Origin of the sequence: Pseudomonas fluorescens, from assembly GCF_902497625.1 — a bacterium.
Classification (GTDB): Bacteria; Pseudomonadota; Gammaproteobacteria; order Pseudomonadales; family Pseudomonadaceae; genus Aquipseudomonas; species Aquipseudomonas fluorescens_BQ.
This window is the reverse complement of sequence record NZ_CABVGX010000027.1, coordinates 39,845-56,082: the sequence shown is the minus strand read 5'-3', so window position 1 is coordinate 56,082 and position 16,238 is coordinate 39,845. Positions and strand designations below refer to the sequence as shown.

The window sequence follows — 16,238 nt, the reverse complement described above, 5'->3', positions numbered from 1 at the left end:
GAGTAAGCCTGGCGGGCAGGCACTTGCACAATGAAACTTCTGTATCCGCCAGGTTTTCATAGGTCGAGTCGTCACTGATCGTTAACAACTCCATGACCGACACAGTTAACGGGCATAGTCGCAACACTCCCCGTTTTAGCCGGATACGCTGATACCGGATTGAGCTAGGCCTGTCGTTCCATGAAAGAAATGCGCGTGAACGGTCGTGTACCGGCAGGTAGTTGAAATGGCCCGTGGCCGACGTGGAAGGCGAGCGCCTCGATCAAAGAGGTCTGCTCGCTGTCATCCAGAGCAAGTTTTCCGGTCCGCTCATCGATCAGCTCCAGTTGCCAGGCCATCAGCGTAAAACAGTCCTTCAGCGCGCTCAGTGCTTGATCATGAAGGTCGGCCTGATGCTGGGCATGGTTCAACAAGCCGTGGATGTGCAGCGAAAATTCCGAAACGGCAGCGAGGGCGAGGGCATCGGCCTTGCTGGCCAGTTTGAGCAGCGTGCTCAAGATGCAGTCGATGGCGTCCTTGTCGTTGCTGATCAGCTGCAAATGGCTCAGGCATTCTTCCGATCTGGCCAGAAGGCTTTCCGCTTCGACGAGAAATTGCGGAAGGCGTCGGGACCACTCTTTACGATCGTTCGTCATGTTTACCTCCATAACGCCATGTCAAATGGGGGGATGTCATCGATCGGGATGCCTGAGTAGCGGTGCTCTTGTGCTTTCGCGCGTCGCCCACCTGTACGGATGGCTTGAATCAAGGGGGCGGATGGCCGCTGACCTGTTAACGCACACAAAAGCCTGACTCCGTTCATACAGTGAGAATGGCGTCACATTAATGGCTATTGGATACTGCGAATATCAGGTTGGGCCTGATGGCAGCTAGGGGAATCCCTTAGATAGGGGAACCTCAGGCGGGAACTGCGGTCCTGCGGGGAATTTGCTGCGCAGAAATACTGGGGCTCAGTAAAGCATGATGTTAATGTGACATCAATGCCGGCGGTCGGCGTACATGGGTGGTCAAGGTCCAGCAACTACAGCCGATAACCCTCTTTAGTGAATTCATCAGAACAAGCCCAGGAGTCATTGATGGCCGGCATTCTCGACACGGTAGACCAACGCACACAACTGGTGGGTGAGAATCGCCTGGAAATCCTTATGTTTCGCCTGGCCGGGCGGCAACTGTTTGCGATCAACGTGTTCAAGGTGCAGGAAGTCTTGCAACTGCCCAAGCTGACCCTGATGCCTCAGCGTCACCCGTTTGTCTGCGGCGTGGTCAACCTGCGTGGCCAGACGTTGCCGGTAATCGACTTGTCGCAGGCGATCGGCATGCGTCCACTGGTGCCGAGCCCGACCAGTACAATCATCGTCACCGAGTACAACCGCTCGGTGCAGGCCTTCCTCGTCGGTGGTGTCGACCGCATCGTCAACATGAACTGGGAAGCCATCCTGCCGCCGCCAACCAGCGCCGGCCGTCAGCATTACCTGACCGCCATCAGCAAGGTCGACGATCAACTGGTGGAAATCATCGACGTTGAAAAAGTCCTGGCCGAAATTGTCCCCTATAACGCCAAAGTGTCCCGGGAAAAACTCGACGATCCAGTCCTCGAACTCGCCCGTGGCCGTGAGGTGTTACTGGTCGACGACTCCAAGGTGGCGCTTTCGCAGTTGCGTGACACCCTGGGCCAGTTGGGCGTGAAGATGCATGTGGCCAGTGACGGCTTGAAGGCGTTGAACATGCTCAAGGCATGGGCCGACACCGGTGCCAACATGACCGACAAACTGTTGATGGTCTTCACCGACGCTGAAATGCCGGAAATGGACGGTTATCGCCTGACCACGGAGATCCGTAACGACCCACGCCTGCGTAGCCTGTATGTGGTGTTGCACACCTCACTGTCCGGCAGCTTCAATGACTCGATGGTGAAGAAAGTAGGCTGCGACAATTTCCTCTCCAAATTCCAGCCGGACAAGCTTGTCGATGTGGTACGTCAGCGCCTGATGCTCGATGAAGTGCCTGCCTGATAGCACCGATCATGGCTGACTTGGTGTCAGCCTTTGATTCAGTGATCAGGCTCGTATAGGGTGGCGTTTTTACTCACCAGGAAGCTGGCCATGCGTCTGAGCGCGCTTTATCGTTACCCGTTGAAATCCTGCAAGGCCGAGCCCTTGCAAAACATCAGCCTGGATAAATTGGGGCTGGATGGGGATCGACGCTGGATGCTGGTGGACGAGGCCAGTGGACGATTTCTGAGCCAGCGCGTGGTCGGCCAGATGAGTCAGTTGTCGGCGGTGTGGAATGCCGAGGGAGGCCTCACGCTCAGTGCACCGGGTCACTCGGCGATTGAGATCGCGCTGCCGGGCGCTGATGCCGAACTGCGCGGTGTGACCATTTTTCGCGACAGCCTGCGGGTGCCGGATGCCGGAGATGCCGCTGGCGCCTGGGTCAGCGACTTCATTGGCAAGCCGACTCGCCTGGTGCAGATCCCCCTCGAGCGTGCGCGCATGACGCAGTCCGGTTATGGCAACGACGATGATCAGGTGGCGTTCGCCGACGGCTTCCCGCTGTTGCTGATCGGCCAGGGTTCGCTGGAAGACTTGTCACAAAAAGTCGGACGCCCGCTGGAAATGCTGCGATTTCGACCGAACCTGGTGATTGAGGGCAGCGAGGCGTTTGCTGAAGATGGCTGGAAACGTATCCGTATCGGTGATGTGGAATTTCGCGTGGTCAAGCCGTGTTCACGCTGCATTCTGACCACTGTCGACCCGCAAACCGGGGAGCGCAGTGCTGATCGCGAGCCGCTGGCAACTTTGCAGAAATACCGTGCGCAGGAAGACGGCGCGATGTTTGGACAGAATCTGGTCAATGATGGCTTCGGCCAGCTCGAAGTGGGCATGCCGGTGACGGTTCTGGAATAAATCAGCCTGAATGAAAAATGCCCGTGTCGTTGGACACGGGCATTTTTTTTGCGCGATGAACCCGCTGATCAGCCGCGGTATTCGCACAGGTATGCGGTGTCGACGGCTACTTTCAGTTGGAACTTGCTGTTGGCCGGCACGTTGAACTGGCTGCCGGCTGCGAAGGTTTCCCAGTCGCTGCTGTGTGGCAGTTTGACCGTCAGAGCGCCTGTCACCACGTGCATGATTTCACGCTGGCTGGTGCCGAATTCGTATTCGCCCGGTGCCATGACGCCGATGGTCGCCGGACCTTCAGGGGTGCCAAAGGCGATCGACTTGACGGTGCCGTCGAAGTACTCGTTGACTTTAAACATGGGCGGTTCCTCGAAAAGGGCTGAAAAGGGCCGGCCAGTATGCACAAGGCCCCTGGCGCAGTCACCTGTCTAAAGCGGCAGGACCAGCGGCAACAGCCGTGCCGTGTTGCGCGCATCTGCCAGCGCCCGGTGTTGCTGCCCATTGAACTGCATGCCTGCCAGTTGCAATGCACCGTTGAGCCCTGGTGGCCGCTCCAGACGCCGCGCCTTGGCGAACCGCTGTTTGAGGTTCATGTGCGGTACACCGCTCAAGGCGCTGACGAGTTGCAGTCTCTGCCACTCCTGCACCAGCTGCTGGCGATCGTAGTCACCCCAGCTGGCCCAGCCTTCAAGACGTGAATGATGCTGACCGAGCCAGCGTTCGAAGGCCGTCCACACATGAGTGAGCGGTTCTGCGCTGTCGATATTGTCTTGGGTGATGTGGGTCAATGCCCGACAAAACGTGGTCAGCAGTGGGCGCCGCAAAGGACGCACGAAGCGCTGGAAATGGTCCAGTTCGCGACCTTGGCGGTCCACCAGTGTGGCACCGATTTCGATGATCTCCATTTCCGTGACAGGCCAGCCACCCTCATCGGTGGTGGCTTCCAGATCAATGACCAGCCAGTGAGGCATTGCAGGGTTCCTGATATCCGCGTCCTGATAGGCCTTGAGCGTAGCCAAACGCCGTGAATACGCCTAGCGGCTTATTCAACCTCCAGCAGGATCTGCCGATTTTTTACCTGATCGCCGATTTTGACCTGCAGGCGTTTGAGCACGCCGTCGATACCTGACTTCAGCGGATGCTCCATCTTCATCGCCTCAAGCACCACCAGCAATTGGCCCTTGCTGACCTGTGAACCTTCAGCGACCAATACATCAACAATGGCCCCGTCCATGGGCGCCTTGAGCGTGCCGCTGGTGACACGCGTGCCGCCGCTGCTCAGCGCCTGGGTCCGATCCAGCAGGTGCAGGCCGCCCTGGCGTGTCCATAACCAGAGCTGCCCGGCCTCATGCCGATAGGCAAAACGCTGGCGGACGCCATTGATCTGCAGCGTGGCCCAGCGGCCGTCGCACGCCAGAACGTTCAGCTGAAATACCTGCGAGGCCACTTCAATTTGACAGGCTGCACCACGCACTGCCAGGAGTTGCACCGGCCATTGCTGGTCGTCCTGGCCGATGCGATAGTTCAGCGGCGCGCAGGCGTTGTTTCTCCAGCCCGCCAGCGCGGGGGGGTGCGCGAGCGTCGCCGCTTGATAAAACAAGGCCGCCGCAATCGCCAGCTCCCTGGCGTCCGGTACGTGCGGTTGCAGGCAAGGATGGTCGCTGAACCAGGCTGGAATGAATCCCGTGCTGAATTGGCCGTCGATGAATTGCGGATGTTCGAGCAGCCCGGCCAGCAAGCGCTGATTGCTCTGTACGCCGAGCAGCACGCTGTCCTGGACCGCCCGCAGCAACTTGCGGCGGGCCTCCTCGCGGGTTGCTCCGTGCGCGATGATCTTGCCCAGCATGGGGTCGTAGAAAGCGCTGACCGACTGGCCTTCGATCAGTCCGTGGTCGATCCGCACACCCTCTTGCAGTGCGGGTTGCCAGGCAACGATTCGCCCGGTTTGCGGGAGGAAATCCCGAGCCGGGTCCTCGGCATACAGCCGTACTTCCATGGCGTGGCCGGTGAGTTGCACCTGCGCCTGACTCAGCGGCAGCGGCAAGCCTTCAGCAACCAGCAGTTGCCAGGCCACCAGATCGAGGCCGGTGATCAGCTCGGTCACAGGGTGTTCCACCTGCAGCCGGGTGTTCATTTCCAGGAAGTAGAATTGCCCACGCGCATCCAGTAGAAATTCCACCGTACCCGCGCCGACATAATTCGCCGCACGCCCGGCTTTGAGGGCCGCCTCGCCCATGGCCTGGCGCAGGTCGGCGGTCATGATCGGGCAGGGTGCTTCTTCGATGACTTTCTGATGCCGGCGCTGAACCGAACAGTCGCGCTCGCCGAGGTAGATCAGATTGCCGTGCTGATCGCCGAACAGTTGCACTTCCACGTGACGCGGATCGACCAAGGCTTGTTCGAGAATCAATTCATCGTTGCCGAAACCGTGAAGGGCTTCGGAGCGTGCGGTACGCAACTGTTCGAACAGCTCATCGGCATGCTGCACAAGGCGCATGCCACGTCCGCCGCCGCCGGCGCTGGCCTTGATCATCAGCGGATAGCCGATGCGCTCGGCTTCACGGTTTAGAGTCGCGTCGTCCTGCTCGGCGCCCTGGTACCCTTTGATGCACGGTACACCAGCTTCAAGCATGGCCAGTTTCGACAGGCGTTTACTGCCCATTAGCTCGATGGCCTCGGGACTCGGGCCGATGAAGGTGAAGCCGGCGTGTTGGCAGGCGAGGGCGAATTCGGCGTTTTCCGACAGGAAACCGTAACCGGGATGAATCGCGTCGGCGCCGGTGCGCCGGGCGGCGTCGAGGATGGCTGGAATGTTCAGATAAGAGTGCTGCACGGCAGCCGGGCCGATGTTGACGGCCTCATCGGCGATTTGCACGTGCAGGGCCTCGGCGTCGGCGTCGCTGAAGACGGCGACGGTGCGGTAACCCAGGGATTGCGCGGTGCGCTGGATGCGGCAGGCGATTTCACCGCGATTGGCGATCAGAATTTTTTTCAGGGTCGGCATGCCTTTATTCCCTTGGTTGTTGCAGTGACAGTGGAGGCCTCATCGCTGGCAAGCCAGCTCCAGGTTTTATGGCGTCTGAAAAATTCTGATCGGGCTGCAAAAATGGTGTAGGAGCTGGCTTGCCAGCGATGCTTTCAAGGCGCCCAACCTGGCTTACGCTTTTGCATGAACGCCATCGTCCCCTCGACGCCTTCAGCCCCGGTCACCGCTTCGCTGAAACCTGTGGCGGCCTCATCAAGCAAGGCGTCAGACGGCTGCCCCGCACTCGCCAGCAAAAGTTTTTTGGTTCGCGCATTTGCCTCGGGCGCGCAGCACAACACATGCGCCAGCACCTCATCGAGGCGTTCGGCCAACGCTTGGGCGTCATGTTCGACGAAGTGCACCAGACCGATCTTGCGCGCGTAACTGCCATCGAAACGCGCCGCCGTCAGCGCCAGCCGTCGCGCCTGGGTCAGGCCTATGCGCTGCACCACGAACGGCGCAATCTGCGCAGGGAGCAAGCCGAGGCTGGTCTCCGGCAGACCGAATTGCGCCTGGTGATCGGCAAGGGCGACATCGCTGACGCACGCCAGGCCCAGACCGCCGCCCAGCACCGCGCCTTGCAATACCGTGATCACCACTTGCGGAGCGTGCTGAACTTCCTGCAACAGCGCGCCGAATGCGCGATTCAAGTCCCGGTACGCCGAAGCGCCCTGAGCGCGGGCCTCGGCCATGTCCCGGATGTCGCCGCCGGCGCAAAAATGCCCGCCGGCGCCACCGATGACCAACGCCCGAACACTGCGATCGTCGCGCACCGTCGCCAGTACCGACCTCAACTCGGCAACCATCTGCAGGCTCATGGCGTTACGGCTTTCGGGGCGGTTGAGGGTGATGTGCAGCACGCCGTTGTGCAGTTCGAGCAATAGCGTCTGGCAAACCGGCAGGGCGCTCACTTCTTTTTCCCCGGCAAGGTGCCCATGAGTTTGCAGATGATGCCCAGCATGATTTCGTCCGCGCCGCCGCCAATCGACACCAGGCGCACGTCGCGATAGGCCCGGGCCACCGGGTTGTCCCACATGAAACCCATACCGCCCCAATATTGCAGGCAACTGTCGCTGACCTCGCGGCCCAGGCGCCCGGCCTTGAGTTTGGCCATCGACGCCAGACGCGTGACGTCCTGGCCCTTGATGTATTGCTCGGTGGCCTGATAGACCAGCGCGCGCAGGCACTCGATTTCGGTTTGCAGCTCGGCGAGACGGAAGTGGATGACTTGATTGTCGATCAGCGCCGAGCCGAACGTCTTGCGCTCCGTGCAGTACTCGATGGTGCTGTCGATGCAGTATTCCAGGCCCTTGATCATGTTCGCCGCCCCGAACAATCGCTCTTCCTGAAACTGCAGCATCTGCATCATGAACCCGGCACCTTCATGGCCGATGCGATTGCGCTGGGGCACGCGCACGTCGTCGAAAAACACCTGGGCGGTTTCCGAACTGCGCATGCCGAGCTTGTCCAGGTGCGAGCTGAGGCTGATCCCAGGCGTGGTCATCGGCACCATGATCAGGGACTTGTTGATGTGCGGTTTGTCGTCAGAGGTGTTGGCCAACAGGCAGATGAAGTCGGCACTCGGCGAGTTGGTGATCCACATTTTGCTGCCATTGATCACGTAGTCGTCGCCCTCCTTGCGCGCCGAGGTTTTCAACCCGGCCACATCGGAACCGGCACCGACTTCGGAAACGCCGATGCAGCCGACCCGCTCACCGCTGATCGCAGGGCGCAGGAACTCTTCGCGCAATTCATCGGAACCGAAGCGTGCCAGTGCGGGGGTGCACATGTCGGTCTGCACGCCGATGGACATCGGGATGCCGCCACAGTGAATGGTGCCGAACTCTTCCGCGGCAACAATCGAGTAGCTGTAATCGAGCCCCATGCCGCCGAATTTCTCCGGCTTGGAAATGCCCAGCAGACCGAGTTCGCCGGCCTTGCGGAAAATCTCGTGAATGGGGAAGCGCCCGGCTTTTTCCCATTCATCCACATACGGATTGATCTCGTGGTCGACGAATTGGCGGACCGTGCGGCGCAGTGCTTCATGTTCCTGGGTGAAGATCATTTTTATTGTTCTCCTCTCGCCGGTTCAGAACCGGGCTACGCCAAAAGTGTTGGGGTGCAGCCGCCGCACCTCGGCTTCGTGACAGATGTCCAGCAAGTAGCCGAGCAAGGTCCGGGTGTCGCGGGGGTCGATCAAACCGTCATCCCACAGATTGGCGCTGCCGTACAGCGCGGTGGACTGGCTGTCGAGCTTCTGCGCGGTGACCTGTTCCAGCATGTCGAGCATTTTCGGGTCCGGGGCCAGACCCTCCTTGAGCTGTTTGGCCTCGGTAACGATGCGCAGTACTTTACCGGCCTGGGCGCCGCCCATCACCGAAGTGCGACTGTTAGGCCAGGCGAAGATGAAGCGCGGATCCAGGCCACGGCCACACATCGCGTAGTTGCCTGCGCCATAGGAGCCGCCGACGACAATCGTCAGCTTGGGCACCCGCGCATTGGCAACGGCCTGAATCATCTTCGCGCCGTGCTTGATCACGCCTTGCTGCTCCGACTCGGTGCCGACCATGAAGCCTGTAGTGTTGTGAAAAAACAGCAACGGCGTCTGGCTCTGGTCGCACAACTGAATGAATTGCGCGGCCTTGCTTGCACCTTTGGGCGTGATCGGGCCGTTGTTGCCGACGAAGCCGCAAGCGCGTCCCTGAATGTGCAAATGACCGCAAACTGTTTGCTGGTCAAACTCGCTTTTGAACTCCAGAAACCTCGAACCATCGGCGATCCGCGCGATGATTTCCCGCACGTCGTAAGGTTTTTTCGGATCGTCCGGGATCAGCCCCAGTAATTCATCGATCGGGTAGAGCGGTTCGTCCACTGATCGTTCGGCCAGCCACGGCAGATGCTCGTTCCAGCCCAGCAGGCTGACGATCTCGCGCGCCTGCCGCACGCCGTCGGCATCGTTTTCGGCCAGGTATTCTGCGGTACCGGCGACTTGCGCGTGCATTTCAGCGCCGCCCAATTCTTCATCGGTGGCGATTTCACCAGTCGCCGCTTTCAACAAGGGCGGCCCGGCGAGAAACAGCTTGGCCTTGCCCCGCACCACCACGACGTAGTCGGACAAGCCCGGCTGATACGCACCGCCAGCGGTCGCCGAGCCGTGCACTACGGTAATCTGTGGCAAGCCCATGGCCGACATCCGCGCCTGATTGGCAAAGCTGCGCGCACCTTCGACGAAAATATCCGCCGCGTAATTGAGGTTGGCGCCGCCGCTTTCGGCGAGGGTGATCACCGGCAGTTTGTTCTCGGTGGCGATCTGTTGCAGGCGCAGGGATTTTTTCAGGCCGCTGGGAGAAATGGTCCCGCCCTTGATCGCGCTGTTGTTGGCCACCACCAGCACGCGCACCCCGGACACATAACCAATCCCGGCAATCAAGCCGCCGCCGGCTGAACTGCCGTCCTTGTCGTCATGCAATTTATAACCGGCCATGCTCGCCAGTTCGAGGAACGGGGCGCCCGGGTCGAGCAACAGGTTGAGGCGTTCGCGGGGCAACAGTTGCCCTCGTTTTTCGAATTTGCCTTTGGCCTCTGCCGCTTTGTTCAGCACGTTCTGCTCGAGTTGCCGGACCTGCTCGATGCCGACCAGCATCGCGGCACGATTGCTGGCGAATTGATCGCTGTGCGGGTCGATGTGCGACTGGATCACCGGCATGGCTTATTCCTCGTCCTTGAGGGCGTCCGGCTGCAGCACTTGCGGCAAGTACGCGCGATGAAAACCGTTATACGACTCGCTGTTCTGCGCCTTGTGCAACGGCCACGCCCGGCCACCGAGACTGGCAGCGCCGTCGATGCGCAAGGTGCTGCCACTGACGAACGCGGCCGCCGGGCTGAGTAGAAATACGATCGCCGCGCTGACTTCCGATTCGGTGCCGATGCGCTTGAGCGGCACATGCTCGCGCAAGGTCGGAATCACCGCTTTGAACGCGCCTTCATAGGTGTCCATGCCGCTCGACGCGATCCAGCCCGGCGCCACCGCGTTAACCCGCACCCCGGCATAACCCCACTCGAGTGCGGCGGTCTTGGTCAGGTTGTCCATGCCCGAGCGCGCCGCGCCCGAGTGACCCATGCCGGGCATGCCGCCCCACATGTCGGCGAGCATGTTGACGACGGCGCCGCCGTGCTTGCTCATGGATTGATTGAACACTTCGCGCGCCATCAGGAAACCGCCGACCAGGTTGGTGCGCATCACGGTTTCAAAACCCTTCTGATTGATCGAGGCCAGTGGCGCCGGATATTGCCCGCCGGCGTTGTTGACCAGACCATGGATCGGGCCGTGCTTGCCGATCAGCTCGCTGATCAATTGCCGCACAGCGTCTTCGTCGCGAATGTCGCAGGTCCGCCAGTCAGCCTGGCCGCCGTCTTCGGCAATTTCCGCCGCGACGGTTTGCAGCTTGTCGGCCTTGCGCCCGATCAACAGCACCTGCGCGCCAAGCGCCGCCAGTTCGTGTGCGGTGCAACGGCCGATGCCGCTGCCGCCGCCGGTGACGATAATGGTCTGACCGGCAAACAGACCGGCTTTGAAAATGGAATCGTAGGCCACGGCGGCAGTCCCCTAGTTGACCTGGTCGGCGATGCTCTGTGGCACCGGAATCTGGATTTCCAGCAGTTGCTGGGCGAACGCTTTGCCTTGTGGATCAATGCGCAAACTGGCCACGCCACCGCCGCCCAAAGCATTTTCCAGGAGAAAATTAAGGCTGTGGGTGGCGGGCAGGTACCAGCGTTCGACGCGTCCGTGGATCGGATCGAGCACGTGGCGCATCCAGTCGACGATCACTTGCGGGGTCAGCGCTTCGGCGATCCACGGCAGGAATTCAGGTTCGCGGGCCATGACCCCAATGTTGCCGTGATTGCCTTTGTCGCCGGAGCGCGCGACCGCCAGTTTGACCAGGGCCACACTGGCGTCGGCCAGGCCCTCAGGCTTGGGGGGCTCCAGCGGCACCGGCAAATCGGCCGTATCAAGCGGCTCGATGGCGGGCAGCGTGCAGGGATGGCGCTGGCTTTCGATATCGACTTGCAGGTCGCAGGCGGTTTTGTCGATCAGGAACGAAAACAGGCCGATCAGCGGATAAACTGTCGGCCGTCCGCCGACGATGCCGGTCAAGCCCGGCGCCATCCCGGTCGCGGCCTGAGCGATTTCCCGGGAGAATAGAATCAGCGCCTGTTTTTGCGGATGACGCACGGCGAGCTTGACCACTACCTCGCGACTGTCCTGACGCCGGCCATGCGCGCCGTAAGTGGCCTCGCTGCCGAGCAGTTCGATATTCACTTCGCTGTACGGCGCCCAGCCACGCTCACTGAACATTTCCGAGGTCTTGCGGATAATGGCTTCACTGACCCGGCGCGCCTTGTCGACGGCATCGATACCGGCGAGCAAACAACTGGCGGTGCAGCGAAATCCATCCAGGTAGGTCGCACTGACCTTGTACTGATCGGTCGGCGGCAGGCCTTTTGCTCCGTGCACCTGCACCGTATTACGGCCCCGCTGAACGAGTTTGACCCCGGTGAAATCACACACCACGTCTGGCAGCAAATACGCCTGTGGATCGCCGATTTCATAGAGCATCTGCTCGCCAACGGTCAGGCGGGTGACCAGCCCGCCGGAGCCTTCGGGTTTGCTGACGATAAACTGACTGTCGGCGTTGACCTCGACGATCGGAAAACCGATGTGCTCGTAGTCCGGCACCTCGCGCCAATCGGTGAAGTTGCCCCCAGTGCACTGCGCACCGCATTCGATGATGTGCCCGGCCAGTGCCGCTTGCGCGAGTTTGTCGTAATCCTGCCACGACCATTCGAATTCATGCACCAACGCGGCACTGACCACCGCGCTGTCGACCACGCGACCCGTGATGACGATGTCCGCGCCCAGGCGCAGTGCCTCGACAATTCCCGGCGCACCCAGGTAAGCGTTGGTCGACACGCACATCGGCGGCAGGGGCGCGCCATTGAACATTTCCTTGATACCGCTGGCGCCGAGCTGTTTGAACTGCGGCTGCAAGTCATCGCCCAGCAGCACGGCGATTTTCAGGTTCACGCCAGCCTTGTCGCAAGCCGCTTGCATTGCGGCGGCGCACGCCTGCGGATTGACCCCGCCGGCGTTGCTGATGACGCGAATGTTCTGCTCTGCGAGGCGAGGGAGTAGCGGGCCGAGCACTTCGATGAAGTCACTGGCGTAACCCGCCAGAGGATCTTTCATTCGTGCGCCGGCCATGATCGACATCGTGATTTCGGCCAGGTAATCGAACACCAGGTAGTTCAGGCGTCCGCCTTCAACCAGTTGCGCCGCAGCGGTCGAAGTGTCGCCCCAGAACGCGCTGGCGCAACCGATGCGAATTGTTTTGGGCGCAGTGAACGGCATAGCCACCTCCGACGGAATGCTTTCGAGACTACCAAGCAAGCGCTTGGTTTGTAAACGGGCACCGCTATCTTCTTCCCAAGCGCTTGCTTGGTAGCCTGCGCCAGCTTAAATTGCCGGCGCCACTGTTGCTGTTTATGCGGCGCGCGGCGTTTTGATTGATCGACTGTAGGAGAGAACGGGTGGACGAGCAAAAAGCCCTGCGGGTGATGCGTGAGCTGGTCGATAACGGCCAGTTGACAGACCCGGACAGCGCCCGTGGCAAATTACTGCAAGTGGCCGCTCACCTGTTTCGCAACAAAGGCTACGAGCGCACCACCGTGCGCGATCTGGCCGGCGCGGTGGGCATACAGTCGGGCAGCATCTTTCATCACTTCAAAAGCAAGGACGAAATCCTGCGCGCGGTGATGGAAGAAACCATCCGTTACAACACGGCGCTGATGCGGGCCGCCCTGGCCGACGCGGCCAATGTGCGCGAGCGGGTGCTGGCGCTGATTCGCTGCGAATTGCAGTCGATCATGGGCGGCAGCGGCGAAGCCATGGCGGTGTTGGTGTATGAATGGCGTTCGCTGTCCGAGGAGGGTCAGGCAAAAGTGCTGGCGCTGCGTGATGTGTATGAAGAACTCTGGCTGCAGGTGCTGGGCGAAGCAAGACAGGCCGGGATGATTCGTGGCGATGTGTTCATCACCCGGCGTTTCCTCACAGGCGCGCTGTCCTGGACCACTACCTGGTTTCGCCCCGATGGCAGCATGAACCTTGATCAATTGGCCGATGAGGCATTGATACTGGTCCTGGAAGAAAAACAGTAGTATCAGCGGCAGTGGAGCCAACCGGCTATGTTGCCTGAACCGCCTGGCTTCAATGCAATGCGGCGTCTTTTTCGGGGAGTGGGTTTTTTGAAGTCTTCGCCAATTCGGACGGCCCTGGGCTTTTTGCTCCCGGCGCTCGCGATGCTGTGGGGTTTGCCCGTCCAGGCTGCACAACTGGTGCGAGTCGGCGCCGCACACTTTCCGCCGTACACGGTGCGTCCCGAGTCCGGTGCCGACACGGGCCTGCTGCCGCAATTGATCGAAGCGCTCAACACCTCGCAAAGCGACTATCAGTTTGTTCTGGTGCCCACCTCGATTCCGCGGCGCTTCGGTGACTTCAAGCAAGGCCGGGTGGACATGGCGATCTTCGAGAACCCGCAATGGGGCTGGGCCGAGATCCCGCACACCACTGTCGACATGGGGCTGGAAGACGCGGAAATATTCGTCGCGCAACGCTCGCCTGACGGTCATACGGTGCGCCAGCAAACCTACTTTGCCGATCTCCTCGGCAAGCGTCTGGCGCTGTTCAGCGGCTACCACTACGAATTCGCCGACTTCATTGCCGACCCCAAACTGCTGGCAAAAAACTACAACGCCACGCTGACCTATTCCCATGACAGCAACCTGTTGATGGTGCTGCGCGGTCGGGCGGACATCGCCTTGGTGACGCGTTCGTACTTGAGCGATTACCTGCTGCGCAACGAAAAGGTTGCGAATCAATTGCTGGTCTCCGAGCGGGTCGATCAGATCTATCATCATTACGCGATCCTGCGCCCCGCGGCGCCGATCAGTGGTGTGGCCTTTGGCAAGCTGTTGCAAAGGTTGCGCGATGACGGTCAGATGCTGAAGATTTTCGATCCGTACCAAATTGCGGTGGTGCCGGTGCCGGGCAACTGAGCCCGAAGCAGGTATTTGCCGCCGTCGGTTAAATTTTCCGTACTGGCTCACGTCACTTTGTTGAATTGTCGACGAATCGTGAGCCCCACCCATGCCCAATCCGAATGACCTGACGGCCTTGGCCTTGCCGACTGGCAAAAGCCTTACGGCTGATGAAACTGCAAGCCGCCTGATGTTGAACCTGGAAGGGCAGCCGTTGATTACGCTGCGCCTGAGTCGCGAGTCCGGGTTGCAGGTGCGTGTTGAAGAGCACCTTGCCCCGCTCGATAGTCAGGCAATCTGGTTGAGCTGTTACTGGTTGTTCGCTCGCAATCCTGCTTGGCAGCGCCTGGTCTGGCGGCTCGATGAGGTGCCGGCGCAAACATTGCTCAGCGGGTTGCTGGTCCCCACCGAAAGTCTCGGCGAATATCGCTGCGAGCGCACGTTGTTCTGGCAATTGCCGCAGCCCTGGTTGGGCCGGGCAATGGCCGACAGTTATCCACAGCAGATGGTCATCAGTGACGGCAAGCGCCATCCATTGCGTGCGGCGAAACCGCGCGGTGAAGTCTACCGGCGTTTCGATGCGCGGCTGGGCGCCTGGATATCCTTGCGTGCAGTTGAAATCGAACGGGACCTGGAGCGCTTCAGTCGTTGGCAAAACAGTGCGCGCGTCGCCCGTTTCTGGGAGGAGGAGGGCAGCCTCGAACAGCATCGCGCCTACCTGGAAAAACTCGAAGCCGACCCGCATACCTTGACCCTTATCGGCTGTTTCGACGATCAGCCGTTTGCCTATTTCGAAGCCTATTGGGCCAAGGAAGACCGGATCGCGCCGTTCTATGACACCGGCGATTACGACCGGGGCATTCACATGCTGGTCGGCGAAGAAAACCACCGCGGGCCGCACAAGGTGGCGAGCTGGTTATCGGCGCTGGTGCATTACCTGTTTCTCGACGATCAGCGCACTCAGCGAGTGGTCGCCGAGCCGCGTGCGGACAACGCGACGATGATTGGCTATCTGCAGAATCAGTGCTTCCACTGTGAAAAGGAATTCGATTTCCCCCATAAACGTGCAGCATTGATGGTGTTGGGGCGGGAGCGGTTTTTTGATCGGTGTGTGTTGGCGTGAGGTCCAGGGCTTGGGGTCTTTGTTGGTCATGAGTCCGTCTTCGCGAACGAGCCCGGCTTCCACAATTGATCACTTTCTCTGAGAGTATTCGGTCTAAGTGTGGGAGCGGGCTTGCTCGCGAAAGCGGACTTCGATTTTTCTGGATTCTGCGGGGTGGACTCGTTTTACTACTGTGGGAGCTGGCCGGCCAGCGATGGCTTTGTCTAGGGTGACTTGTTTTTTGCTGGTGTGCATATCCGTTGCTGCGGTGGTTGCTGATATTGGTTCCGCTCTTACAGCGGGTTACTTGGTGCTTTTCCAAGTGACCCGCTGTAAGAGCGGAACCAATAGAAGCCCTCACCGCAGAAATGGATATGTACACCGACAAAATCCAGCACCCCAAGACATCGATGCAATCTTCCAGCCTAGCGCCGCGCAAACGTATCCGCGCGACTGCCCGAGACTTTGCGGCAGTGCACCAACGCATCACGAATCATGAAATTCACCAGGGTCGGCGACACGCCCAGTTCCTTGGCAATGTCTTTTTGCGGCACGCCGTGCAGGCGGTACATCTCGAAGGCATAACGCGTGCGGCTGGGCAATTCGGTCAGCGCGTCGGCGATGTTTTCCAGGGTCGAGAAATTGATGTGCGAGGTCTCCGGCGAAGCGCCTGGTATCACCACGTTCAACCCTTCCTCTTCAGGCCCTGAATACTTCAGTTCCAGTGCCTGCTTGCGATAGTGATCGATCGCCAGGTTTCGCACGATCTGGAACAGATAACTCAACTGAGCCTTGAACGATGACGTGATCTGCGGCGCCGATTGCAGGCGGAAGAACGCATCTTGAACCACATCTTCGGCGCGTGACCGGCAGCCGGTAATACGCGCTGCAATCTTGACCAGAATCAGTCGGTTGTCGACGAATGCCTGAAGTAGCGGTGAATCGCACCTGCTTGTGGATACTTGTTCCGTCATGGAAATCACCTTGCTGCAAATGGGGGCGTGGGACGTCCGGCACCTGGCAGCCGTCCTGCACTTCGGGCAACAAATTAGGCTGAATGATAATGATTGTCAATTGAGAAGGAGAATTATTGCTCTGTGAATGTGCGAGCTGAGAA

Annotated in this window: 14 protein-coding genes and 2 pseudogenes; 5 read left to right on the top strand and 11 right to left on the bottom strand. The window is 60.0% G+C overall.

The features are described from left to right. Positions 1-164: 164 nt before the first annotated feature. Complete coding sequence (locus F8N12_RS17270) at positions 165-635, bottom strand: hypothetical protein (RefSeq protein ID WP_150581540.1); 471 nt, start codon at positions 633-635, stop codon at positions 165-167. 441 nt (positions 636-1,076) lie between these two features. Between F8N12_RS17270 and F8N12_RS17265 the strand changes: the two genes are divergently transcribed. Next, positions 1,077-2,012 carry a chemotaxis protein CheV gene (locus F8N12_RS17265; RefSeq protein WP_150581539.1) on the top strand — a complete coding sequence of 312 codons (936 nt, stop codon included), beginning with the start codon at positions 1,077-1,079 and terminating at the stop codon, positions 2,010-2,012. 90 nt (positions 2,013-2,102) lie between these two features. Continuing rightward, on the top strand, positions 2,103-2,906 hold the full coding sequence (locus F8N12_RS17260) for an MOSC domain-containing protein (protein ID WP_150581538.1): 804 nt from the start codon (positions 2,103-2,105) through the stop codon (positions 2,904-2,906). Positions 2,907-2,974: 68 nt separating this feature from the next. On the opposite strand, the gene F8N12_RS17255 is transcribed toward F8N12_RS17260, so the two are convergent. The 9 genes and pseudogenes from F8N12_RS17255 to F8N12_RS17220 all read right to left on the bottom strand — a co-directional run bounded on the left by F8N12_RS17255 (position 2,975) and on the right by F8N12_RS17220 (position 12,334). Continuing rightward, entirely contained in the window at positions 2,975-3,259 is a 285-nt protein-coding gene (locus F8N12_RS17255) for a pyrimidine/purine nucleoside phosphorylase (RefSeq protein ID WP_150581537.1), read from the bottom strand. 69 nt (positions 3,260-3,328) lie between these two features. Then, positions 3,329-3,871, bottom strand: a complete 543-nt coding sequence (locus tag F8N12_RS17250) for an exonuclease domain-containing protein (protein ID WP_150581536.1) — start codon at positions 3,869-3,871, stop codon at positions 3,329-3,331. A 71-nt stretch (positions 3,872-3,942) separates the two neighbouring features. Continuing rightward, positions 3,943-4,293: pseudogene (locus tag F8N12_RS28290) on the bottom strand (acetyl-CoA carboxylase biotin carboxyl carrier protein subunit); the annotation flags it as partial. 134 nt (positions 4,294-4,427) lie between these two features. Beyond that, positions 4,428-5,904 (bottom strand): annotated as a pseudogene (locus F8N12_RS17245) (acetyl/propionyl/methylcrotonyl-CoA carboxylase subunit alpha); the annotation flags it as partial. Between the two features lie 134 nt (positions 5,905-6,038). Continuing rightward, positions 6,039-6,836, bottom strand: a complete 798-nt coding sequence (locus F8N12_RS17240) for an enoyl-CoA hydratase/isomerase family protein (protein ID WP_150581534.1) — start codon at positions 6,834-6,836, stop codon at positions 6,039-6,041. Continuing rightward, positions 6,833-7,990 carry a citronellyl-CoA dehydrogenase gene (gene atuD / locus F8N12_RS17235; protein WP_150581533.1) on the bottom strand — a complete coding sequence of 386 codons (1,158 nt, stop codon included), beginning with the start codon at positions 7,988-7,990 and terminating at the stop codon, positions 6,833-6,835. The genes F8N12_RS17240 and atuD overlap by 4 nt, the downstream gene beginning before the upstream one ends. Before the next feature lie 24 nt (positions 7,991-8,014). After that, positions 8,015-9,631, bottom strand: coding sequence for a geranyl-CoA carboxylase subunit beta (gene atuC / locus F8N12_RS17230; protein ID WP_150581532.1), 1,617 nt, complete (start codon positions 9,629-9,631; stop codon positions 8,015-8,017). 3 nt (positions 9,632-9,634) lie between these two features. Beyond that, the gene (locus tag F8N12_RS17225) at positions 9,635-10,519 is read right to left on the bottom strand and encodes an SDR family oxidoreductase (protein WP_150581531.1); all 885 of its coding nucleotides are present in this window, start codon (positions 10,517-10,519) and stop codon (positions 9,635-9,637) included. A gap of 12 nt (positions 10,520-10,531) precedes the next feature. Then, a complete protein-coding gene (locus F8N12_RS17220; protein ID WP_150581530.1) occupies positions 10,532-12,334 on the bottom strand; it encodes an acyclic terpene utilization AtuA family protein in 1,803 nt (600 codons plus the stop codon). A gap of 179 nt (positions 12,335-12,513) precedes the next feature. Here F8N12_RS17220 and F8N12_RS17215 point away from each other — a divergent pair, with 179 nt between their 5' ends. The 3 genes from F8N12_RS17215 (at position 12,514) to F8N12_RS17205 (ending at position 15,142) form a co-directional block, all read left to right on the top strand. Then, complete coding sequence (locus tag F8N12_RS17215) at positions 12,514-13,140, top strand: TetR/AcrR family transcriptional regulator (RefSeq protein WP_150581529.1); 627 nt, start codon at positions 12,514-12,516, stop codon at positions 13,138-13,140. A 141-nt stretch (positions 13,141-13,281) separates the two neighbouring features. Then, positions 13,282-14,037 carry a substrate-binding periplasmic protein gene (locus F8N12_RS17210; RefSeq protein ID WP_224787717.1) on the top strand — a complete coding sequence of 252 codons (756 nt, stop codon included), beginning with the start codon at positions 13,282-13,284 and terminating at the stop codon, positions 14,035-14,037. A gap of 91 nt (positions 14,038-14,128) precedes the next feature. Next, the gene (locus F8N12_RS17205) at positions 14,129-15,142 is read left to right on the top strand and encodes a GNAT family N-acetyltransferase (RefSeq protein ID WP_150581527.1); all 1,014 of its coding nucleotides are present in this window, start codon (positions 14,129-14,131) and stop codon (positions 15,140-15,142) included. 404 nt (positions 15,143-15,546) lie between these two features. On the opposite strand, the gene F8N12_RS17200 is transcribed toward F8N12_RS17205, so the two are convergent. Beyond that, positions 15,547-16,095 carry an RNA polymerase factor sigma-70 gene (locus F8N12_RS17200; protein WP_150581526.1) on the bottom strand — a complete coding sequence of 183 codons (549 nt, stop codon included), beginning with the start codon at positions 16,093-16,095 and terminating at the stop codon, positions 15,547-15,549. Positions 16,096-16,238: the final 143 nt, after the last annotated feature.

Coding starts and splice junctions, on each gene's coding strand:
- F8N12_RS17270 (WP_150581540.1), bottom strand. CDS start 635: ATGACGAACGATCGTAAAGAGTGGTCCCGACGCCTTCCGCAATTTCTC.
- F8N12_RS17210 (WP_224787717.1), top strand. CDS start 13,282: ATGCTGTGGGGTTTGCCCGTCCAGGCTGCACAACTGGTGCGAGTCGGC.
- atuC (WP_150581532.1), bottom strand. CDS start 9,631: ATGCCGGTGATCCAGTCGCACATCGACCCGCACAGCGATCAATTCGCC.
- F8N12_RS17265 (WP_150581539.1), top strand. CDS start 1,077: ATGGCCGGCATTCTCGACACGGTAGACCAACGCACACAACTGGTGGGT.
- F8N12_RS17255 (WP_150581537.1), bottom strand. CDS start 3,259: ATGTTTAAAGTCAACGAGTACTTCGACGGCACCGTCAAGTCGATCGCC.
- F8N12_RS17220 (WP_150581530.1), bottom strand. CDS start 12,334: ATGCCGTTCACTGCGCCCAAAACAATTCGCATCGGTTGCGCCAGCGCG.
- atuD (WP_150581533.1), bottom strand. CDS start 7,990: ATGATCTTCACCCAGGAACATGAAGCACTGCGCCGCACGGTCCGCCAA.
- F8N12_RS17250 (WP_150581536.1), bottom strand. CDS start 3,871: ATGCCTCACTGGCTGGTCATTGATCTGGAAGCCACCACCGATGAGGGT.
- F8N12_RS17260 (WP_150581538.1), top strand. CDS start 2,103: ATGCGTCTGAGCGCGCTTTATCGTTACCCGTTGAAATCCTGCAAGGCC.
- F8N12_RS17205 (WP_150581527.1), top strand. CDS start 14,129: ATGCCCAATCCGAATGACCTGACGGCCTTGGCCTTGCCGACTGGCAAA.
- F8N12_RS17200 (WP_150581526.1), bottom strand. CDS start 16,095: ATGACGGAACAAGTATCCACAAGCAGGTGCGATTCACCGCTACTTCAG.